19 protein-coding genes are annotated in these 19,770 nt (G+C 73.6%); 10 read left to right on the forward strand and 9 right to left on the reverse strand.

Going from position 1 to position 19,770, the window contains the following annotated elements:
- Positions 1-16: 16 nt before the first annotated feature.
- The gene (locus tag KY5_RS32240) at positions 17-1,165 is read left to right on the forward strand and encodes a YihY/virulence factor BrkB family protein (protein ID WP_098245515.1); all 1,149 of its coding nucleotides are present in this window, start codon (positions 17-19) and stop codon (positions 1,163-1,165) included.
- A gap of 61 nt (positions 1,166-1,226) precedes the next feature.
- Here the strand turns inward: KY5_RS32240 and KY5_RS32245 are convergent, their stop codons facing one another.
- On the reverse strand, positions 1,227-2,075 hold the full coding sequence (locus KY5_RS32245) for an NAD(P)H-binding protein (RefSeq protein ID WP_098247599.1): 849 nt from the start codon (positions 2,073-2,075) through the stop codon (positions 1,227-1,229).
- Between the two features lie 80 nt (positions 2,076-2,155).
- On the opposite strand from KY5_RS32245, the gene KY5_RS32250 reads away from it, so the two are divergent.
- Both KY5_RS32250 and KY5_RS32255 read left to right on the forward strand, forming a co-directional pair.
- Entirely contained in the window at positions 2,156-3,094 is a 939-nt protein-coding gene (locus KY5_RS32250; RefSeq protein WP_098245516.1) for an AraC family transcriptional regulator, read from the forward strand.
- A 10-nt stretch (positions 3,095-3,104) separates the two neighbouring features.
- A complete protein-coding gene (locus KY5_RS32255) occupies positions 3,105-3,860 on the forward strand; it encodes a DUF6597 domain-containing transcriptional factor (RefSeq protein ID WP_098247600.1) in 756 nt (251 codons plus the stop codon).
- Here the strand turns inward: KY5_RS32255 and KY5_RS32260 are convergent.
- Positions 3,816-4,268, reverse strand: coding sequence for a VOC family protein (locus KY5_RS32260; RefSeq protein WP_098245517.1), 453 nt, complete (start codon positions 4,266-4,268; stop codon positions 3,816-3,818). The genes KY5_RS32255 and KY5_RS32260 overlap by 45 nt on opposite strands.
- Positions 4,269-4,492: 224 nt before the next feature.
- Here KY5_RS32260 and KY5_RS32265 point away from each other — a divergent pair, with 224 nt between their 5' ends.
- Positions 4,493-4,903 carry an NUDIX hydrolase gene (locus tag KY5_RS32265; RefSeq protein ID WP_098245518.1) on the forward strand — a complete coding sequence of 137 codons (411 nt, stop codon included), beginning with the start codon at positions 4,493-4,495 and terminating at the stop codon, positions 4,901-4,903.
- On the opposite strand, the gene KY5_RS32270 is transcribed toward KY5_RS32265, so the two are convergent.
- Complete coding sequence (locus KY5_RS32270; protein ID WP_098245519.1) at positions 4,896-5,657, reverse strand: hypothetical protein; 762 nt, start codon at positions 5,655-5,657, stop codon at positions 4,896-4,898. The genes KY5_RS32265 and KY5_RS32270 overlap by 8 nt on opposite strands.
- A 45-nt stretch (positions 5,658-5,702) precedes the next feature.
- Entirely contained in the window at positions 5,703-7,181 is a 1,479-nt protein-coding gene (locus KY5_RS32275; RefSeq protein WP_234362960.1) for a hypothetical protein, read from the reverse strand.
- Between the two features lie 63 nt (positions 7,182-7,244).
- Here KY5_RS32275 and KY5_RS32280 point away from each other — a divergent pair, with 63 nt between their 5' ends.
- Positions 7,245-8,063: a dienelactone hydrolase family protein gene (locus tag KY5_RS32280; RefSeq protein ID WP_098245520.1), complete on the forward strand. Its 819-nt coding sequence runs from the start codon at positions 7,245-7,247 to the stop codon at positions 8,061-8,063.
- A 45-nt stretch (positions 8,064-8,108) separates the two neighbouring features.
- On the opposite strand, the gene KY5_RS32285 is transcribed toward KY5_RS32280, so the two are convergent.
- A complete protein-coding gene (locus tag KY5_RS32285; RefSeq protein WP_098245521.1) occupies positions 8,109-10,958 on the reverse strand; it encodes a glycoside hydrolase family 2 TIM barrel-domain containing protein in 2,850 nt (949 codons plus the stop codon).
- A gap of 184 nt (positions 10,959-11,142) precedes the next feature.
- Between KY5_RS32285 and KY5_RS32290 the strand changes: the two genes are divergently transcribed.
- A complete protein-coding gene (locus KY5_RS32290) occupies positions 11,143-11,832 on the forward strand; it encodes a pyridoxamine 5'-phosphate oxidase family protein (protein WP_234362961.1) in 690 nt (229 codons plus the stop codon).
- 26 nt (positions 11,833-11,858) lie between these two features.
- Here the strand turns inward: KY5_RS32290 and KY5_RS32295 are convergent, their stop codons facing one another.
- Positions 11,859-13,139 (reverse strand): hypothetical protein, encoded by a 1,281-nt coding sequence (locus KY5_RS32295; protein ID WP_234362962.1) that lies wholly within the window; start codon positions 13,137-13,139, stop codon positions 11,859-11,861.
- The gene (locus KY5_RS32300; protein ID WP_098245523.1) at positions 13,127-14,395 is read right to left on the reverse strand and encodes a hypothetical protein; all 1,269 of its coding nucleotides are present in this window, start codon (positions 14,393-14,395) and stop codon (positions 13,127-13,129) included. The genes KY5_RS32295 and KY5_RS32300 overlap by 13 nt, the downstream gene beginning before the upstream one ends.
- Positions 14,396-14,521: 126 nt before the next feature.
- Here KY5_RS32300 and KY5_RS32305 point away from each other — a divergent pair, with 126 nt between their 5' ends.
- A complete protein-coding gene (locus KY5_RS32305) occupies positions 14,522-17,068 on the forward strand; it encodes a polysaccharide lyase family 8 super-sandwich domain-containing protein (protein ID WP_098245524.1) in 2,547 nt (848 codons plus the stop codon).
- 7 nt (positions 17,069-17,075) lie between these two features.
- Here KY5_RS32305 and KY5_RS32310 read toward each other — a convergent pair whose 3' ends face one another.
- The gene (locus tag KY5_RS32310; RefSeq protein WP_098245525.1) at positions 17,076-17,267 is read right to left on the reverse strand and encodes a hypothetical protein; all 192 of its coding nucleotides are present in this window, start codon (positions 17,265-17,267) and stop codon (positions 17,076-17,078) included.
- A gap of 215 nt (positions 17,268-17,482) precedes the next feature.
- On the opposite strand from KY5_RS32310, the gene KY5_RS43125 reads away from it, so the two are divergent.
- Genes KY5_RS43125 through KY5_RS32320 form a run of 3 tightly spaced genes read left to right on the forward strand, consistent with a single transcriptional unit; the run spans position 17,483 to position 19,536 of the window.
- Positions 17,483-17,968, forward strand: a complete 486-nt coding sequence (locus tag KY5_RS43125; RefSeq protein ID WP_324965461.1) for a serine hydrolase — start codon at positions 17,483-17,485, stop codon at positions 17,966-17,968.
- A complete protein-coding gene (locus tag KY5_RS43130) occupies positions 17,958-18,626 on the forward strand; it encodes a serine hydrolase domain-containing protein (RefSeq protein ID WP_324965463.1) in 669 nt (222 codons plus the stop codon). The genes KY5_RS43125 and KY5_RS43130 overlap by 11 nt, the downstream gene beginning before the upstream one ends.
- Positions 18,586-19,536 (forward strand): TetR family transcriptional regulator C-terminal domain-containing protein, encoded by a 951-nt coding sequence (locus tag KY5_RS32320; protein ID WP_098245526.1) that lies wholly within the window; start codon positions 18,586-18,588, stop codon positions 19,534-19,536. The genes KY5_RS43130 and KY5_RS32320 overlap by 41 nt, the downstream gene beginning before the upstream one ends.
- 34 nt (positions 19,537-19,570) lie before the next feature.
- On the opposite strand, the gene KY5_RS32325 is transcribed toward KY5_RS32320, so the two are convergent.
- The gene (locus KY5_RS32325) at positions 19,571-19,765 is read right to left on the reverse strand and encodes a ferredoxin (protein WP_098245527.1); all 195 of its coding nucleotides are present in this window, start codon (positions 19,763-19,765) and stop codon (positions 19,571-19,573) included.
- Positions 19,766-19,770: the final 5 nt, after the last annotated feature.

The raw sequence follows: 19,770 nt of genomic DNA on the forward strand, positions 1-19,770 counted from the left end.
CCGCTACGGTAAGGAGGTGCACCAGGCAAAAGAAACACCCGGGCGCCCTTCGGGACGCTGGAACCGGGCCCGCGCTCTCTACAGCAACGTCTCCAAGCGCAGGACCGCCTGGCTGCTGCTCAAGGACACCGTCAACTCTTGCATGGAGTACCGCATCCTGGGGCTCGCGGCCGAGGCGGCGTTCTTCACGCTGCTCTCCGTGCCGCCGCTGCTCCTGAGCCTCATCGGCCTGCTCGCCTACGTGGACCGGTGGACCGGCGCCAACACGATCGCCAGCGTCGAGAACAACATCCTGGAGGCGTCCCGCACGGTCCTCTCCGACCGGGGCGTCAGCCAGATCGCGCAGCCGATACTGGAGGACGTGATGCGGGTCAGCAGGCCCGACATCATCTCCATCGGCTTCCTCTTCGCGCTGTGGTCGGGCTCGCGCGCCGTGAACGTCTTCATCGACACCATCACCGTGATGTACGGCCTGGACGGGGTCCGCGGCATCGTCAAGACCCGCATCCTCGCCTTCGGCCTGTTCCTGGTGGCGCTCCTGATCGGTTCGGTGGCGCTGCCGCTGATGGTGGCGGGGCCCGACGCGGTGGTGAAGCTGCTTCCGGGGTCCACGACGGTCGTCCAGATCCTGTACTGGCCGGTCGTCGTGATCCTCTCCGTGGTCTTCCTGACCACGCTCTACCACGTGTCCGTGCCGGTGCGTTCGCCGTGGGTCGAGGACATGCCGGGCGCCCTCATCGCGCTCGCCATGTGGGTGCTCGGCAGCTTCCTGCTGCGCATCTACCTGACCAGCACGGTGGAGGGCCCCACCATCTACGGTTCGCTCGCCGCGCCGGTCGCCGTCCTGCTCTGGATCGGCGTATCGGCGTTCGCCGTCCTGGTCGGCGCCGCGGTGAACGCGGCGATCGACCGGGTCTGGCCGTCCGTCGCGACGGCGGCGGCGCGCGCGGCGAACGACCGCATAAGGACCGCGCAGGCCGCCGAGGTGGTCGCCCGCGCGGCCGCCGCCCGCGAGGTGCCGGCGGATCCGGACGATCCGGACGACCCCGAGATGCCGTCCGAATTCCCCGAACGCTGGTCGCGGTTCCTGCCGCCGGACGACGTGACCTCGCGGCTACGGACACACGCCAAGCGTCATGCGAATGGTGAGACCCCTCCGGAGTGAGGTCTCGGGGCTCCGCCCCGGACCCCGCTCCTCAAACGCCGGAGGGGCTGACATTGCCCCCTCATGCGGTGGCAGGGTTGAAAACGCCCTCCTCGGCGCACTCACGGGCGAAGTCGGCGAAGTCCCTCGGCTCGCGGCCGAGTACCTCCCGCACCCCGTCGGAGAGCTTCGCGTTGCGCCCGTCGAGGTTCGTCTCGAACAGTTCGATCAGGAACTCCACCTCCTCGGCAGGGATGCCGAACTCGGCGAGCGCGGCCCCGTATTCGCGGGCGGTCACCGGGAGGTACGCGATGTCCCTGCCCGCCGCCTTGGAGACCTCCGCGACGGCCTGCCGGAAGGTGAGGAGGCGGGGGCCCGTGAGGTCGAGGGTGCGGCCTGTGAGGCGGTCGCCGCCGGTCAGCGCCGCGACCACCACGTCCGCGATGTCCCGAGCGTCGATGAACGGTTCGAGCACCTCACCGCCGGGGAAGACGAGTTCGCCGTCCAGCATCCCCTCCAGGAACGGCCCCTCGCTGAGGTTCTGGGCGAACCAGCTGGCCCGCACCACGGTCCACTCGGCGCCCGCGTCCCGTACCGCCTGCTCCGTGGCGTGTGCCTGGTGCTCGCCGCGCGCCGAGAGCAGGGTGAGGCGCCGTACGCCGAGTTCGACCGCCTGCCGCGCGAAGGCGCCGACCGTTTCGGCCGCGCCGGGGGCGCCGACGTCCGGCAGGTAGGCGATGTGCGCCGCGTCCGCGCCCCGCAGGGCGTCCGCCCAGGTCGACCTGTCCGCCCAGTCGAACCGCACCGCGCCGGAGCGCGAGGCCGCCCGCACCGTGAGCCCGGCCGCCTCGGCTGATTCCACGACCCTGCGGCCCACCCGGCCGGTCGCGCCCGTCACCAACACCGTCATGTTCACTGCGTTCGTTGTCATGACTTCAGTGAACTGCCGGGCGAGCACGGGAGCCATCGCCGAGGAGCTCAGGGGCATGTGCGTGCGTCTACGCTGCCGTCATGGACGTACTCGCAGGACTCCTGGAGGGCCCCCGCGCGCGGGGAGCCTTCATGATCCGCGCGCTCTTCGAGCCGCCCTGGTCCGTCCGCATCGCGGACGAGGCGCCCCTGTCGGTCATGATCATGGTGCGCGGCAGCGCCTGGATCGTCCCCGAGGACGGCACCCGGCCCCAGCTCATCGGCCCCGGCGACCTCGCCATCGCGCGCGGGCCCGACCACTACACCTGCGCCGACGACGTGGGCACCGCCCCGTTCGCCGAGGTCCGGCCGGGCCAGCGCTGCGTACCGCTGGACGGCGCGCCGGTGGCCAGGTACCAGGAGCTCGGCGTGCGCGCCTGGGGCGAGTCGACCGGCAGTTCCGTGGAGATGCTGATCGGCACCTACCAGATGCAGGGCGAGCTCACGGGCCGACTGCTCGACGCGCTGCCCGCGCTGCTCGTGCTGCCCACGCGGGTGTGGGACTGCCCGCTGACCCCGCTGCTCGCCGACGAGATGAACAGGGACGAGCCGGGCCAGGAGGTCGTGCTCGACCGCCTGCTCGACCTGCTGCTCATCGCCGCGCTGCGCGCGTGGTTCTCCCGCCCCGAGGCGGCCGCCCCCGCCTGGTACCGGGCGATGGGCGACCCGGTCGTCGGCCACGCCCTGCGCCTGCTCCAGGACGACCCCGCGCACCCCTGGACCATCGCCGGCCTCGCCGCGAAGTCGGGCGTCTCGCGGGCCGCGCTGGCCCGCAGGTTCGCGGACCTCGTGGGGGAGCCCCCGATGACGTACCTGACGAACTGGCGGCTCGCGCTCGCCGCCGACCTGCTGCGCGACAGCGAGCTGACGATCGGCTCGATAGCCCGCAGGGTCGGTTACGGCAGTTCGTTCGCCCTGTCCAGCGCCTTCAAACGGGTCTACGGCGTCAGCCCGCAGGAGCATCGCACGCGCGCGGCGTAGCCTTTTGACCGTGACCGAGGAGAGCGCGTCCGGTGACGCCGTGGCCTACCGGGAGCGGCCTTCACCCCTGCTGCCCGGCGCGGTCGTGTGGACCCGGCTGGCGACGGACGGCCCGGTCGACGCCCGACCCGTGCTGCCGGACGGCTGCATGGACCTCCTGTGGACCGAGGGCAGGCTGTTCGTCGCGGGTCCGGACACCCATGCGTACGATCCCGGCGGCGCATCGGGGCGGTACGTGGGCGTCCGTTTCTACCCCGGCACCGCGCCCGCCTTCCTCGGCGTGCCCGCCGACGAGCTGCGCGACCGGCGCGTGGAGCTCGCCGACCTGTGGACCGGCGCCGAGGCGCGGCGGCTGGTCGAGCGGGTGGACGCCGCGCCCGACCCGATGGCCGCCCTGGAGTCGCTCGCCGCCGAGCGTGCTTCGGGCGTGCAGGCGCCCGACCCGCTCATCGCGCACGTCGTCAGATCCCTCGCGGCGGGCCGCTCGGTCGCCGCGACCGCGGCCGCCGCGGGCGTCAACGCCCGGCTGCTGCACCGGCGTTCACTGCCCGCCTTCGGCTACGGGCCCAAGACGCTCGGTCGCGTCCTGCGGTTGCAGCGGGCGCTCGCGCTCGCCCGCGCGGGCACGCCGTACGCGGCCACGGCCGCCGCCGCGGGCTTCGCCGACCAGGCCCATCTCGCCCGCGACGTCAAGGAGCTGACCGGGCTGCCGCTGACCGCGCTACTCGGCGGGGGCTCCGGGGGCTCCGGGGGCTCCGGGAGCTAGCGGGGCGAAGAGGTCGACGCCGTTCCCGTCCGGGTCGAGCACGACGGCGTACCGCTGGCCCCAGGGCGCGTCCCACGGGGCCAGCTCGCTCTTGTGTCCGGCGTCCACCAGCGCGGTGTGGACCGCGTCGACCCCGGCGGCCGTGTCGCAGTGAAAGGCGAGCCCGATCCGGCCCGCGCCGGTGGGCGGCGTCCAGTCCGCCATGAAGGAGCTGACGGTGGCCTCGGTGTCGAAGGCGAGGCGCAGGCCGCCGGGGAGAGCGGTCTCCACGTGCGGCTGGTCCTCGGCGCCCGGCGGGAACTCCAGACCGAGCCTGCGGTAGAAGGCCAGCGACGCGGCCAGATCGGAGGTGACGATGCCGATCAGGTCGAAGCGAGGCGTGGGTGTGGGTGGCGGTGTGCTGTTCATGGTCGCAGCGTAGGCAGCGGCGCGGCACCCGGTCTTGAAGGAAACGGACACCGCGGACGGGGCGGAACGGGCGGGTCCGTCGGCGCGTACGAGTGACGGTCTACGCCGTCCGTTGACGGACGTCTACCCTCCGCTCCGGCCCCACCAGGCAGAACGCGACCCGAAGGCGCCGGAGCCCCCCGCCTGACTGTCACCCTCCCTGAATCCCCGCTACGTTGGAAGGCATGGACTATCCCGGTGACAACCGGTTGGCGGCCGCTGTCGTGACGCACCGCGGCCGCGTGCTGCTCGTGCGGCGCAGCGCCAGTGAGCGGTTCCTGCCCCGGGTGTGGGGCGTGCCGTGCGGAAAGCTGGAGCCGGACGAGAGTCCGCGCGACGGCGTCCTGCGCGAGCTGAAGGAGGAGACCGGACTGCTCGGCCAGGTGCTGCGCAAGGTCGGCGAATCGTCCTTCGTCAGCACCTACCGCGGGCACGAGGTGAAGAACTGGCAGGACAACTTCCTGATCAGGCCGCTCACCTTCGACGTGGTATTGCCCCTCGCCGATCAGGACCACCGCTGGCTGACCCCCGCCGAGCTCGGCACGGTGGAGATCGACGACTACAACCGCGAGATCGTCCGCCAGGCGTTCAGCTGAGGCCGCCAGGCGTTCGACCGAGACCGATCAGGTCGGCGAGCGCGGTCAGTTCGGCCAGATAGTCCCGCACCCCGAGGGGCTTCTTCGTGACCTCCGCGGCGTGCGTGTCCGAGCCGGTGAACACGTCCGTGTACTGCCGTCGGCCCGCACCCGTCTCCAGGAACAGCGTGACCGTCGGCTCCGTCGACGCGCACCACGCGCGGTGCAGGGCGTACGACGGCAGCGCGTAGCCGCTGCCCGCCGCGTACTCGGCCGTCTGCGTGAGCCGCAGCCGCGCCCGGCCCGCGGGTTCGAGGTGCCAGTCGCCCTCCTCGCCCGACAGGGACTCCCGGTACCAGGACGCCGCGATGCCGCCGCCCGCCGACGCGGGTTCGTAGAGCTCCATGCCGAGCGCGCCCCGCACCACACAAGAGGCCAGCGGCGAACGGTGGTTGTGGATGTCCTCGCGCGCCCCCGAGCCCGGATGCCACACGTGGGCGCGCAGCATGTGCCGGGGGCCGCCGTCGATCAGGAGCAGCTTGTCGAAGCCGAGGACGTGGCGGTACGAGAGCAGCGCGCACCCCGAGGGGTCGCCCACGCCCTCCGCCAGCTCCCGCACCAGCGGCAACAGCCGTTCGGGCGCGCCCAGTTCGGCGACGACACCGCGCGCGGCCCGTACGAGCTCCTCCTCGTCGGGGCCCTCCTGGACGTCGGACGGCCCGTCCAGGGCCCCTTCGAGGAGCCGCCTCGCGCCGTGGACGTGCCGACCACCCAATGCACTCTCCCCCTCGTCCCCGCGCGACCGCGCCGAGCCCGGGGTTCAGGTACCCGGCTGATACATCCATACGGCATGTGCCCGCAGCGCCGAAAGTCCCTGATAGGTCATCCACATCGGGTAGGCGAGATCGCCCCCGTCCCACGACCAGATCCCGCCCTCCTGCCGGCGCCAGACCGAGGCGGCCGCGCCCGAGAGCAGCTCCTGCCAGGCCGCCTCCTGCCCTTCGTCCGCCGCGGTCGCCACGGCGCCGGGGGTGAGCAGCGCCCGCATCACCCAGGCCGAGGCGAAGTGCCGTACGGAGAGCACCTCGTGGCGCGAGGCGTCGACCGGGTGCGGGCGACGCACCGTGTCGTGGCTGCTCTCCAGGTCCTCGCAGCCGTCGTGCGCGGGACCGGGGCAGGAGAGCAGCCAGCGCACGCCCTCCTCGCGGCTCGCGCGGGCGTTCGCGTCCTCGCCGAAGAGGCGCGCGGCCCGGTCGAGGGCGACGACGGCCTGCGCGGTGTGCACGGACGACGGCGTGACCGCACGGCCGCGCAGCGGCGTGAGGCGGGCGCCCCAGCAGCGCCGGTGGCCGCGCGCCGGGTCGGTGACGGCGCCGTCGACGAGGGCGTCCCGCAGGATCGGCAGGGCGGGTGATTCGGGCGCGGCCCGCAGCAGACCGCGCAGCACCGTGGTGACGACGTGGGTCATCTCCACGCCCGCGGGCTCCAGTTCGCGGCTGAAGCGCGCGGTGCACCGCTCCGCCTCCGCGGCCAGGCGCTGCGGGTCGGCACCGGCCCGCGCGAGCGCGCCGAGCACGAGGGCGGTCACCTCGGGGCGGCCCACCACGCCCTGGGAGCGCGCGGCCCAGCCGCCCTCGGGAAGCCGCAGCCGCCACAGCGTCTCCACCAGCTCCGAGGCGCGCAACCGGCCGTCGGGCGCCCCGAGTTCGAGGGCGATGTGCAGTCCGTACGCGGTGCCGGTCGCGGTCGGGCGGATCGGCGTCGGCTGCTCGTCGAGGTCGTGCGGCCAGCCGGTCAGGCGGCCGCGCAGCGGGTCGTCGAAGACGGTGAGGCGGTCGGCGAGCGTGGCGTACGAAGCGGCGGAGAGGCCGGGCAGCGGGCCGGGCCGGCCTGGTCCGGGCGCGGCAGCGGCGGCGGAAGGAGCGGCGGCCGTCCGGGGCCCGCGCGGCGAGGGCACCCCGTCGAGACCGTCACCGTCCCCGTCACCCGACCCGCCCCCGTCCTCGCCCCCTTCGCCGTCCTCCGGTCCCTGTCCCCGCGCCGCGGACCTGGCCCGGAGCAGCGCGCCCGCCAGCCAGGCGCAGGCGCCCGTGCCGACGCCGCTGACCACGGCGAGCGAGTAGCGTGCCGCGTCCCCGAACAGGCTCTCGGGCAGCAGGCCCACCAGGGCCTGGAAGACGGCGTACGCCACGGCCAGGGGCCCGAATCTGCCGAGCCACGCCACGATCCGCCCGGGCGGTGGCTCGGGCGGCGGGTCGGGCGGCACGGGCGGCCCTGTGGGGTCTGTGCTTCCGCGCACGTGTGCTGTATGCATGAACTCCACTTACCCATCAGACATGTGTGACGAAAGGGAGTGAGCCCGGTGCCCGGTTCACATCCGACGTCGGACCTCGCCGGCTGGAGCAGGGCTCCGTTCACCGGAGCCGGGTTCACCCATGATGTCTATGAGAAAGGGACAGGTCCGGGCGTCGTCCTGGTTCCCGAAATTCCGGGAGCCACCCCCGAAGTCCTTGCCCTCGGCGACCATCTGGTGGAACGGGGATTCACCGTCTCGATCCCGTCCCCGTTCGGCGAGCCCGGCCGTCCGGTTTCCGTCGGATACGTGCTCGGGGTGATGGCCAGGCTCTGCGTCGCCGCCGAGTTCCGCGCCTTCGCCACGAACGCGCGCCGCCCCTTCGCCGACTACCTCCGCGCCCTCGCCCGCGACCTCGCGTCCCGCACGCCGGGACCCGGCGTCGGCGTCATCGGCATGTGCTTCACGGGCGGCTTCGCGCTCGCCGCCGCCGTGGACGACGCCGTCGTCGCCCCGGTGCTGAGCCAGCCCTCGCTCCCCTTCCCCGTCACCCCGGCCCGCCGCGTCGACCCGGGCCTGTCCCGCGCCGAGTTCGACACGGTCGTGGCCCGCGCGAGGAACGAGGGCCTGTGCGCCCTCGGCCTCCGCTTCACCCGCGACCGAGCGGTCCCGGTCGAGCGCTTCGCCACGCTCCGACGTCACCTGGGCGACGCGTTCGAGGTGATCGAACTGGACTCGGCACCGGGCAACGAGGCGGGCTTCGGCAAGAACGCGCACTCCGTCCTCACCGCCGAACTCCGCGAGACCCCGGGCCATCCCGCCCTCGCGGCGCGCGAGCGGGTGGTGGGGTTCCTGCGGGAGCGGCTCGGGCCCGGTTCCGCCGCGTGACGGAGACCGCCCGGGCTCCTGGGAGACGTTCCGTGACGGTGGATGTCACGGCGTCGTGAGCGAGAAGACGCAGCTCAACGACGAGGGCGCCGCGTGGAGTTCGTACGGTGGCAGGACGCCGGGGCCGCACGACTGGGTGCCGATGCCGTGCTGGCCGACGTCGAGGTTGACCCAGAGCGTGTCGCCGGGGGTGAGGTCGGGGCGGTGGGCGGCGGCGTCCAGCTGTTCCGTGGTCCAGGGGCGCGCGGTGAGCCAGGGCGCGTGGTCGGTGTCGATGCGCAGGCCGCCGAGTTCCGCCCAGCGGATGTCGGGCCGTGCGCCGTTCTCCTGCGGGCGTACGTAAGGGGTTTGCAGGGCGGCGACGTCCGACTCCCAGACGCCCAGCAGGGAGGCGGCCCGGGTGTCGGGATACGCCTCGCCGGGGCCGCCGCCGAACCACCTGACCCGGCCGTGCGCGCCCGGCAGTCCGAAGCGGATGCCGAGCCGGGGGAGCGGCACCGGCCACTCGCCCTCGGGCGTCACGCGCACCGTCAGCAGGAGTCGGCTTCCGTCGGACTGCCAGCGGTACTCCGTGCTGAGGCCCAGATCGCTCGCCGCGGGCGCGACCCGGGTGCGTACGGTCAGGGACCCGTCCCCCAACTCGACCGCGTCCAGGCGGTGTCGCATGCGATCGAGGCCGACCTTGCGCCACCGCGTCGCCAGTGAGGGCTCGGGGCGCCAGGGCATGCCGTTGTCGTTGTCGGTGGGGGCGCGCCACACGTCCAGGCGCAGGTCGCGGATCGGCAGGTCGCCAAGGGAGAGCAGGGTTCCGTGGGCGTCGAAGGACGCGGGGCCGAGCGTGATCCGGCCGCCGTCCCGTACCGGGGGCGTGCCGCCCGGCACGGGCAGGACCGTGCCGGTCTCCACGGGCAGTTGGGCCCACGCCACCACATGGCCGCGCTGCGCCCAGGGCGTGTCGTCGGCGAGTACCGCGCGCACCGTCCACTGGGTCTCCGCGCCGCTGCCGCGCGTCGGCGCGGGCGGCAGCTTCACCTCGGCGTGCTCGCCGGGCCCGGTGGCGGGCACGGGCAGCACGCCGTCGGCGACGCCCTCGCCCGCCACCTCGTACGACCAGGTGAAGGCCAGGTGGGAGAGGTCGGCGAAGTCGTGCAGGTTGGTGATCCGCAGCGTGCCTTCGCGGCCTTCGCCCTCGATGCGGACCGGCTCGATGACCTTCTTGTACTCGATCAGGCCGGGGGACGGCGTCCGGTCGGGGAAGAGCAGTCCGTCGCAGACGAAGTTCCCGTCGTGGGGCTGCTCGCCGAAGTCGCCGCCGTACGCGTAGTCGTACGCCGGATGGGTCAGCCCGTGGTCGATCCACTCCCAGACGAAGCCGCCCTGGAGGTGCGCGTACGTCTCGAAGAGGCGCTGGTACTCGCCGAGTCCGCCGGGGCCGTTGCCCATCGCGTGCGCGTACTCGCAGAGGATGAAGGGGAGTTGACGCCGGGAGTCGGGTCCTCCTGCGTCGGTGCCCCGGCCGATCCGCTCGACCTCGGCGTGGTCGGCGTACATCCGCGAGTAGAGGTCGGTGTCCGCGCAGGACCTGTCGCCCTCGTAGTGGACGAGGCGGTCGGGGTCGCGGGCGCGGATCCACTCGGCCATGGCGGTCAGGCCGCGCCCCGTGCCGCATTCGTTGCCGAGCGACCAGACGATCACGGAGGCGTGGTTCTTGTCGCGCTCGACCGTGCGGGCCGCGCGGTCCAGGAGCGCGGGCGTCCAGCGGTCGTCGTCGGCCGGATTGCCGCGCCACTGCTGCACGGTGAAGCCGTGCGTCTCCAGGTCGCACTCGTCGATGACCCACAGGCCGAGCTCGTTGCAGAGGTCGAGGAAGGCGGGGTGGGGCGGGTAGTGGCTGGTGCGGACGGCGTTGATGTTGTGACGCTTCATCAGGAGCAGGTCCGTGCGCATCGTGTGGAGGTCGACGGCGCGGCCCGTGTCCGGGTGGAACTCGTGGCGGTTCACGCCCCGGAAGAGGATCCGGCGGCCGTTGACCTTGATGACGCCGTCCTCGACGGCGACCGTGCGGAAGCCGACGCGCAGCGGGACCCGCTCGCCGGACGTGGCGAGCACCGCGTCGTACAGCCGGGGCGTCTCGGCGGTCCACGGCCGCACCGGCACGGCGACCGTCTCGCCCGTCGCGGCGTCGACGCCCAACTCCGGTACGGTGACGCGCCCTGGGACGTCCGAGTCGACCCGCAGCGTGCCGGTCCCCGCGCGATGGTCGTACGACGCGTGCACGAAGTAGTCGCCCGCGCAGCCCTCCGGCCGGTGCAGCAGCGTCACCCCGCGGAAGATGCCGGGCAGCCACCACTGGTCCTGGTCCTCCAGGTACGAGCCGGACGACCACTGGTGGACGCGGACCGCGAGGACGTTGCCCTCGGGGCGCAGCAAGGGGCCGACCGCGAATTCGTGCGGGAGCCGGGAGCCCTTGAAGTCACCGAGGGGCGTGCCGTTCAGCCAGACGCGGGCGCAGGACTCGACGCCGTCGAAGCGGAGCGTCGCTCCGCCGTCGGACGGCCAGTCGGCGGGCAGGTCGAAGGTGCGCAGATGGTCGCCGGTCGGGTTCTCGGTCGGTACGCGAGGCGGGTCGACGGGGAACGGATAGAGCTGGTTGGTGTAGTGCGGCGTGCCGTGGCCCTGGAGCACCCAGTGGCCGGGGACCGCGATCCCCTCCCAGGCGCGGGCGTCGAAGCCGTCGGCCGCGAACGACTCGTCGGCGGCGTCGGCGGTGGGGGAGAGGCGGAAGCGCCACGTGCCGTCGAGGGGGAGGGTGGGGGCGTCCGACGCCGCGTACCACGCGCGGGGCGGGAGGCTGCCGGAACCGGGGGACACGTCCTCGTGGTGGGGAAGCTCCATGCCTTCCATCAGACCGCGCCCGGGCACCGGGTCACAATTGTTTCCGACCGGGAGTCGTTGGACTCTTCGGACCCGGCTTGGACAGGTGGAGGAGCGGCTGCGGAAACAGCGCCCGGACGTGTGGTTCCTGACGGAATTCGTCGAACCGTGGCTTCCAGTACGCGATATCGGTAACTTGCGCCGTGTGAACCAACGATCTCAGCAGTCGCCGCTGCCCGCAGAGCTGCCCGTCACCGACCGCACCAGGCACCGCCGCCTGCGCGACCAGGGCAGCCTGGCGCGCACGGACCTCGAAGCGATACTCGACGCGGGCTTCGTCTGCCATCTCGGTGTCGTCGTCGAGGGACACCCGATGGTCGTCCCCACCGTCTACGGCCACGACGGCACGGACCTCTTCCTGCACGGCTCCGTCGCCAGCCGCAGTCTCGCCGCGGACCCCGACGCGGCCGTCTGCGTCACCGTCACCCACGTCGACGGACTCATCCTCGCCCGCTCCGTGTTCGAACACGGCGTGAACTATCGCAGCGCGATGATCCACGGAGTCCCGCGTCAGGTGACGGACCCCGAGGAGAAGCTGCGCGGCCTGCGACTGCTCACCGAGCACGCGGCGCCGGGCCAGTGGGACTACGCCCGCCGCCCCAGCCGCAAGGAACTCGCCGCGACGACCCTGCTCGCGCTCTCCCTCGCGGAGGCGTCGGTCAAGACGGCGATCGGACCGCCGGACGACGGGGCGGGTCCGGACGCGGAACTCGGCATCTGGGCGGGCAACTTGCCGCTGAGGACGACGTGGGGCGCGCCGGAGGCGGACCCACTGCTCCCGGCGGGGATTGACCCTCCACCGCACATCGCGGGCAGGGAAGCCGCGCCCCTTTAGGGGCGCGGGGCTGTGACATGTGCGGCTCAGCCGACGCTCGTCGGCGCCGCACAGCCGTGCGCCGCAGCCGAGCGCCGGGCGAACTCCTTCAACGCGGCGCGCTCGTACGCCACATCGCCCGCCGAGACCTTCGGCTCATGACGCTTGTCGTCCCCGTCCGCGGCATCGCTCGGCCGCACCGTGAACAGCGCGGGCCCGCCGCCGTCCCGGCACGCGGCGCTCGTCCACCGGCCGCCGCCCGCGAGGCGTCCCGAGGGAGCGTCGCCGGGCACGGGGTCCTCGGAGTAGCGGCCGTGGCGCACCTGCTGGTCGACCCGCGCGTCCTGGGCGTACGGCCCGTAGTACGCGACGAGTTGGTAGCGCCGCGCCTCGTCGGCGGAGTCGGCGAACCCCCCGGCGCCGGGCGTGCCGCTCCCGCCACCCCCGAGCACGCACACCTCGACCGGGCCGCCCGACCGCGCGCCCTCCCACGCCCGCGACACCTGCGAGCCCCGCGCGGGAAGGCCGCGGCAGGTCCCCGACGCGTCGGCGAGCGGCACGTCCTCGTCGGCGTTGACCGGGAGCGCCACCGTGCGCGGGGGCTTGCCGAGCGGGGCGTCGCAACCCCACTTCTGCGAGGCCCTCGCGGCCGTCGCGGTGGCGACGCGTGCGTACGTGGTGCGCCGCCCCGGGTCGTCGAGAGTGACGTCCTCCTCCCGCACGTCGACCGTGACGAGCAGCCCGCCGCGGTCGCGGGCGCAGTCGAGGAGCACCGACGTGGTCGCCGCGATGCCGCCCGACCGGTGCTGGAAGCCCTCGCCGGTGGAGAAGACGCCCCGCCAGCCGTGGCCGAGCGCGGCGGGCGGCAGGTCGTCCGTCAGGAGCGGCGGCAACGGCTCGTAGGCGCGCGGGCGTTCGGAGACGCGGTCCGCCGCCGTGTCGGCGGGCTTCCGCTCCGGCACGCTCCGCACGGTGACCGCGACGGAGGCTTCGTGCGTCGGATGGCCCGCGCCGTGCTCCTCGTCGCGCCGGACCGCGCAGGACACCCGCCGGATCCCGCTCTCGTCGCCTTCCTCGGCCTGGTCCGTGTCGACCGCCCCCGACCGGCCGGGACCGCTCTCGTAGGGTCCCTCGCCGAGGACGGCCCGCATCTCGTCCGAGGGCAGCACGCCCCGGCACGCCTCGTCGAGCACCCGCTGCGCCACGCGGCGCTCGTGCGGGCCGCCCCACCAGTAATAGCCGCCCGCGACCAGCGCGAGCGCGACCAGCGCCCCGCAGGACGAGAGCGCGATGCGCCCCGCCTTCGTCTCCCACGTCAGTCGCGCCACGACGCCACCTCTCCCATGACCTTCGTGTCCCGGCAGTGCGAGCGGCGCGGCCAGCCGGCGGGCGCCGCCAGGTAGCGGTCGAGCACGGCGCGCGCCCGATCCGAGAGCCGTCGTCGGTCCTTCGGTTCGAGGACGGCCCTGCCCTCGTCGATCCCCCGGTCGAAGTCGATCTCGGGGGTCACCGACACGCGGTGGTAGGTCGCGCCCGCATCGCACCGCGAGCGGGCCCACAGGGCGAGCTCCGGATCGTCGCCGGATTCCCCGATCGTCACGGGCTTGTCGCGTGCGGTGCCCTTGCCGGGGCCGGGGACGTCGCCGCTGTCCTGATGGCTGTCGTACGCCCCGTTCGCGAGCACACCCGACCAGCTCTCCGCGTCCGCCGCCTTGATGGCGAGGTGCCCCGGCGAGCCCATGGTGTCGTCCCACTGGCCGCCGCACGCGCCCGTGCGCCTGCTGTACGTCGCGGCGTTGGCGCCGAAGGACCAGCGGCCCGGTGCGAGGCGCAGCGCCTTGGGGGAGAACCAGTCGCAGACCTTCGACGCCCCGGTCCGCTCGCGGCCGGGCTCCGTGGACAGCGGCTTGCCCCCACAACGCTGCTTCTCCGCGACCCAGTTGGCGACGCGCGCCGCCGTGCGGGAGGCGAGCAGCCGCTCGGACTCGGGGACGTCGTACTCGTCCTCGCGCGAGGGCAGGTCCACCGTGACGAGCAGGTCACGCGACGGGCGGACCCGGCCGGTCAGGCCCTTCGGGCAGTCCGCGAGGACGGCGGCCGTCACCGTGCTGCCGTCGAGCCGGTCGTCGACGGACACAGAGCCCAACGCGCTCTCGGGCAGCGGCAGTTCGAAGCCGCCGTCGGCGGGGAGCGGGGCGGTGCGGCCCAGGACGGCCTCGGCTCGCACCCGTGTCCGCGCGTCCGGCTCCCAGCCCTCGCCGCGGCTGCCCCACGTCAGCGTGCAGTCGAGCAGGGCGCGGCTCTCCTGCCGGGGCCCGCCCGCGCCCTCGGCGCGCGGCATGGTGCCGTACTCGTCGAGGTCGCCGCGCTCGTCGTCCGGCATGAAGGAGCGCAGCTCGTCGGGGAGCAGGCCCGCGCAGGCCCGGGTGAACTGGTCCTGGTTGGCGGCCCTGATCTCGTCCCGCTCCCGGTCGGCGGCGACGGCGAACCACGTCACCGAGGACGCGGCCACCAGCGCCACCAGGGCGGCCACCACCAGCCAGGTCCGTTTCCGCGCCGCACGCGACGTGCCCGTCCCCGGCATGGCGTTTCCTTCCCCCGTAGCCGCTCAAGATCGTCGCCGACCGTATCAAGGGGGAACTCTTGTCGCCGGTGGGGGCGTCTGCTTGACTCCGGCCGCCGGGACGGCACTTCGTCGGTGGAGGACGCCATGGAGATCACGCGCAGACGCCTGTTGTCCGCTCTCTCGGCCGCCGGACTCCTCGCGGTGGTCCCCGTGCCGCCCGCGGGTGCCGCGGCCGCCGCCGGGGACACCGCGCGGCTGCTCGCCAACACCGTGGCGGTCTTCGCCGGGACCGAGGCGTCCAACGCCCGCCCCGAGACCGCCACCAAGATCGCGGCGATCGAGAAGACGGCCCGCGCCAACCTGAAGGCGATGGACGACGCGGGCGACGGCGAGCTCTTCGCCGGTCTGGTGCTCGGCACCGACGAGGCCAACCTGAACACCGCCTACCGTCGTCTGTACGAGACGGCCCTGGTCACCCGCACCCCCGGCGCCCCCGCCGACCTGTACGGCGACGCGGCCGTGCAGCGCCGGGTGATCGACGGCCTGGTCTGGCTGCACGAGCGGTACTACGGGGACCAGTCCAAGGGGTACTACGGCAACTGGTTCCACTGGGAGATCGGGATCTCCCAGCACATCAGCCGGACCCTCGTGCTGCTCGCCGACCCCGTCAGGGCGCAGCGCCCCGAGCTGATCGCCACCTATGTCGCCTCCATGGACGCCTACCTGCGCAACGGCAAGAACGGCGACGTCGACCTCGACTCCCGCTTCCACACCGGGGCCAACCTCGCGGACATCACCACCAACCGCATCCTTCAGGGTGCCGTCATGGCCCAGGGCGGCGACGCGCGCATCGCCAAGGCCCTCACCGACCAGCTGACGGTCTTCGTCACCATCGACCCCTATCACCGCAGGCACGGGGTCACGGACGGCCACTACGCCGACGGCTCCTTCCTCCAGCACGGCTCCGTCGCCTACACGGGCTCGTACGGAAAGGGCCTGCTCACCCGCGTCGTGCAGACGCTCCTGTTCCTGGCGGGCACCGGCTACGCGCACGGTGAGGAACTCGTGCCGACCGTGTACGGCTGGGTGCGCGACGGGTTCGCGCCGGTGATCTTCGAGGGCTGGATGATGGAGATCGTGAAGGGCCGCGCGGTGGCGCGCACGGACTCCGGCTACACCGACGTCGCGGTGGTCGTCGAGGCCGTCGTCGACCTCTCCTCGCTCGCCACGGGCGCCGAGGCCACCGCCCTGAAGAGCTACGTCAAGCACGTCGGCGCCACCTCGCGCGCCCGCATCGACCCGGCCCGCTTCGTCTCGCCGGTCAGCGTCGCGCGCCACGCCGACATCGTCGCCGACGCCTCCGTGCCGCCCGCCGACCTCAACCCCCGGGACCGCAGCGTCGCGTTCAACGCCATGGACAAGACCGTGCACCGCAGGCCCGGCTACGCGTTCGCGCTCGCGCGCAGCTCCGACCGGATCAGCAAGTACGAGTACATGAACGGCGAGAACCTCATGCCGTGGTTCCAGGGCGAAGGCGCGCACTACCTCTATCTCGCGGGCCAGGACCAGACCCAGGCGTTCGGCGTCGACTACTTCACCACCGTCTCGCCGTACGGCCTCGCGGGCGTCACCGCGCCGGTCGAACAGCGGCGCACCGTACCGGAGTTGTACGGCAAGCCGTACTACGACAACCCCGGGCACCCGCTGCACTTCACCGCGTCGTCCGAGTCGCAGAACACCTACGTCTACTTCCCGCGCGGCACCAACGGCTGGTCGGGCGGCGCCGTCCTTGGGGCATACGGCGCGGCGGGCCTGGTGCAGTCCAGCGACGTGGCCTACCGGGACCGGAAGATCCTGCCCGACGACTTCGTGGTCTACCGGGGCGCGCGGGCCACGAAGTCGTGGTTCCTGCTGGACGACGAGATCGTGGTGCTCGCGGCGGACGTCGGCGACGCGGCGGGACGCGCCGTCACCACGACCGTCGACGCCCGGATCGCGGCCCCCGACGACCGGATCACGCTCACCGGGGCGCGTCGCGGCGGACGCCCCTGGACGGGCCCCGGCACCGCCGCCCTGCGCTGGCTGCGCTACGCCGACGCCACGCGCGACACCGCCGTCGGCTACGTCTTCCTCGACGCCCCGCCGGTGCGGGTCACTCTCGACCGGGTCACCCGCAGCCGCCGCGCCGTCCGCACCGCGAACCCGGACACGGCCGTCACCCGCACCGTGTTCGGCGTCACCGTGGACAGCGCCGCCGGAGCCGAACCGACCTGCCTGGCCTACGCGTTGGTGCCGAACGCGACCGAGGACCAGCTGCGCGCCCACCGGCGCGGGCGGCCGCTCACCGTCCTCTCCAACACGGCACGCCTCCAGGCCGTCACCCACCGGGGCCTCGGCCTGACGGCCGCCAACAGCTTCACGCGGGGCCGCCACGAGGCCGGGGACCTGCGCGTCGAAGGCCCCGCCTCGGTCCTCGTGCGCCGCGACGCCCCGCACGGCACGACGACCGTCGCCGTCTCCGACCCGACCATGGCCCGCGACACGGTCGCGCTGCTGCTGCGCGGCCGCCCCCTGCGCGCGGCCGCCCCGGCCCCCGGAGTCCGGGTGACACCGGCGCGCGGCGGCACCCGCATCGAGGTCGACACCCACCACGCGTACGGCAGGAGCTTCACGGTGACGCTGCGCGGCTAGGGTCCCGTCACCGCCGCCCCAGTACGTCGAGCAGGGCCCTCAGCACGGCAAGCCGGTGGGCGCGTACGCCGGTGCCGACCGCCGTCGGGGAGAGTGCCCTGCGGGTGGCGTGGGCGGCGAGCGCGCACAGGACGAGCCGGACCGCGGCGTGGCCGACGGCGGCGCAGGCGAGGATCGGCAGGAGCACGGTGACGGGCATCGGCGGTCACACCTCGTTGAGGGACGGGTCCGGTGGTGGCATCCCGGTATACAGCGGTGCCGGGGCGTCTCCCAGGCGCGCGGGTGCGCGCAATTCGGGGGAGGAGTAGGGGAGTTGACCGGGCGGGTATGGCCTGGTGTCCATCCGGCTGGCACCCGTTCCGGGCGGGCGTCCGCCGGATGGCCGGTGGTCCGCGCCGTTCCTAGCCTCGGGGCATGATCTTCCGTCGTCCGTGGCTGTCAGCCGTGGTGCTCGCGCTCGCCTCGTCGTCCCTTTCGCCCGTCGCGGCCTCGGCCGTGCCGCACCCGTCCGGCGCGTCCCGCTCCGTGCAGCGCGACGCCGACGCGCTGCGGGACGCCGGGGTCACCGGGGTGGCGGTCCGCCTGGAGACCCCGCACGGGGCCGTCACGGCCCGCTCCGGGGTGGGGGACCTGGTCACCCGCCGCCCGGTCCCGAAGGACGGGTACCTGCGTCTTGGCAGCACCACCAAGACGTTCGTCGCCACCGTCGTCCTGCAACTGGTGGGCGAGAAGCGGCTCTCCCTCGACCAGACGGTGGAGGAGCTGCTGCCGGGAGTCGTGAGGGGGGTGGGCAACGACGGCAGGACCATCACCCTGCGGGATCTGCTGCGGCACGTACTTCGCCGACCGGTGGCGTGCCTACGAGCCCGAGGAGCTGGTGGGCCTGGCCATGCGCCATGAACCCGCCTTCCCTGCGGGTACCGGCTGGGCGTACTCCAACACGAACTACGTGCTCGCCGGAATGATCATCGAGAAGGTCACAGGACGCACCTGGGAACAGCAGGTCCACGACCGGGTCCTGCGCCCGCTCGGCCTGCGGGACACCGACACCCCCGGCATCCGGCCCTTCCTGCCGCGTCCGCACGCGGCCGACCACCAGCAGTTCACCCCGGCAGGACCGATGGTCGACACCACGATCCCCTACCGCCCCTTCGACAGCGGGGCCGACGGCTCGATGACCGGCACGGCCCGCGACCTCAACCGCTTCTTCGCCGCGCTGGCGAGCGGGAAGGCACCCGCGACGGCCTCGGCCTCTTCCTCACCCCCCTGTCCTGCGGCGGCGGCTACCTCGGGCACGGCGGCAGCGGCTTCGGCTACGTCGTCCGGGCGGCGACCACCACGGACGGTCGGCGCACCGTCACCGTCTCGGCGCACAGCCGCGCCGCGGACCCGAAGGCCGCGGCCCGGCAGGAGGAGGCGCTGCGCGACCTCGTCGACCACGCCCTGTGCCGCGGCAATTGACATCGCGCGCGCCCGCGCACCTGGCGCGCCGGTGACCGGAGCCCCAGCATGTCGGGATGGACGCAACCGCAACTCCGGGCCCGGCCAAGGCCCTTGAGCCGCACCCCCGCAAGCGCCACCTGCCCTTCCCCTACGACCAGGACCTGTCCCCGGTCCTTCGCCACCTCAACCGGCGGACGGCGGCGGGCCGTCGAAGGCTCGCCAACGACCCGCACACCGCCGCCTACCTCGCAGCGGGGATGCGTCTGGTCGAGCAGCACCTGGGTCCCGGCGCGGCCCGCGCCACCAGCGTGCGGGGCCGTTACCGGGTGGAGCGCGCCGTGCTCGCCTTCCTTTCGCAGCGCGCGGTCGCCGGCGAGGTCGCCAACAATCCCTCCGTCTTCCCCCGGCGCGGCGTCGTCTCGACGCTCCGCACGCAGTGGCGCACCCAGTCGGACTACGTCGCCGATCTCATCAACTTCGCGATGTGGCCGGTGAACTACCGTCCCGGGTACGTCGAGCGGCGCGCGGTCGACACCGAACGGCTCGTGACCGGCGACGACTTCGTGCGGACCGTCCACGAGACGGCGTACCGGCACACCGCGGAGGGCGCGAGGACGCCGTCCGTGCGGCTCAGCCTGGCCCTGATGGCGGTCGCCGACGGCGACGACACGGTCCAGCGGGCCCTCGCGGACACCTACCGGGGCTACCTCTCCTCCTGGAAGGAGCTCTACGCCGACGTCATCGAGGCGAGGAACCTGCGGCTGCGGCCCGGGCTCACCCTCGACGACCTCGCGAACGCGCTGTCCGCCGCCACGGACGGCATCATCCTGCGCTCGATCGGCGACCCGGGCTCCGGCGTCCTCGACCACGACCGGTGCCGCTCCCTGATGGGCACGGTCTCGCTCGCGCTGATCCACGGGTTCCTCGAACCCGCGGACGACGCCGGGGAAGGGCTCACCCTGGAGCAGGCCGTCGAGGCGCGGACAGGGATCCGGCGGGGGGTCCGGCCCGACGGGGCGGGCTGAACCCGCCCCCCCCGACGAGGCCGGGCGTCGGGTGTCAGGGCTCCTCGATGGCGATCGCCGACACCGGGCACGCCCGCACGGCCTCGTGCACCATCGGGTCGTCCGCGCCGTCCTCGCGGCCGGGCAGCACCTCGCTGAGGCCGTCGTCGTCCTGGGTGAAGACGCCGGGAGCGGTGAGCGCGCACATGCCCGCGCCCACACAGCGGTCCTTCTCTACGTGGATGGTCATGCTCA

The sequence above is a fragment of the Streptomyces formicae genome (assembly GCF_002556545.1).
GTDB lineage: Bacteria > Actinomycetota > Actinomycetes > Streptomycetales > Streptomycetaceae > Streptomyces > Streptomyces formicae_A.

Coding starts and splice junctions, on each gene's coding strand:
- KY5_RS32260 (WP_098245517.1), bottom strand. CDS start 4,268: ATGAACAGCACACCGCCACCCACACCCACGCCTCGCTTCGACCTGATC.
- KY5_RS32300 (WP_098245523.1), bottom strand. CDS start 14,395: ATGCCGGGGACGGGCACGTCGCGTGCGGCGCGGAAACGGACCTGGCTG.
- KY5_RS32325 (WP_098245527.1), bottom strand. CDS start 19,765: ATGACCATCCACGTAGAGAAGGACCGCTGTGTGGGCGCGGGCATGTGC.
- KY5_RS32285 (WP_098245521.1), bottom strand. CDS start 10,958: ATGGAGCTTCCCCACCACGAGGACGTGTCCCCCGGTTCCGGCAGCCTC.
- KY5_RS43125 (WP_324965461.1), top strand. CDS start 17,483: ATGATCTTCCGTCGTCCGTGGCTGTCAGCCGTGGTGCTCGCGCTCGCC.
- KY5_RS32250 (WP_098245516.1), top strand. CDS start 2,156: ATGGACGTACTCGCAGGACTCCTGGAGGGCCCCCGCGCGCGGGGAGCC.
- KY5_RS32265 (WP_098245518.1), top strand. CDS start 4,493: ATGGACTATCCCGGTGACAACCGGTTGGCGGCCGCTGTCGTGACGCAC.
- KY5_RS32305 (WP_098245524.1), top strand. CDS start 14,522: ATGGAGATCACGCGCAGACGCCTGTTGTCCGCTCTCTCGGCCGCCGGA.
- KY5_RS32245 (WP_098247599.1), bottom strand. CDS start 2,075: ATGACAACGAACGCAGTGAACATGACGGTGTTGGTGACGGGCGCGACC.
- KY5_RS32320 (WP_098245526.1), top strand. CDS start 18,586: ATGGACGCAACCGCAACTCCGGGCCCGGCCAAGGCCCTTGAGCCGCAC.
- KY5_RS43130 (WP_324965463.1), top strand. CDS start 17,958: ATGCGCCATGAACCCGCCTTCCCTGCGGGTACCGGCTGGGCGTACTCC.
- KY5_RS32310 (WP_098245525.1), bottom strand. CDS start 17,267: ATGCCCGTCACCGTGCTCCTGCCGATCCTCGCCTGCGCCGCCGTCGGC.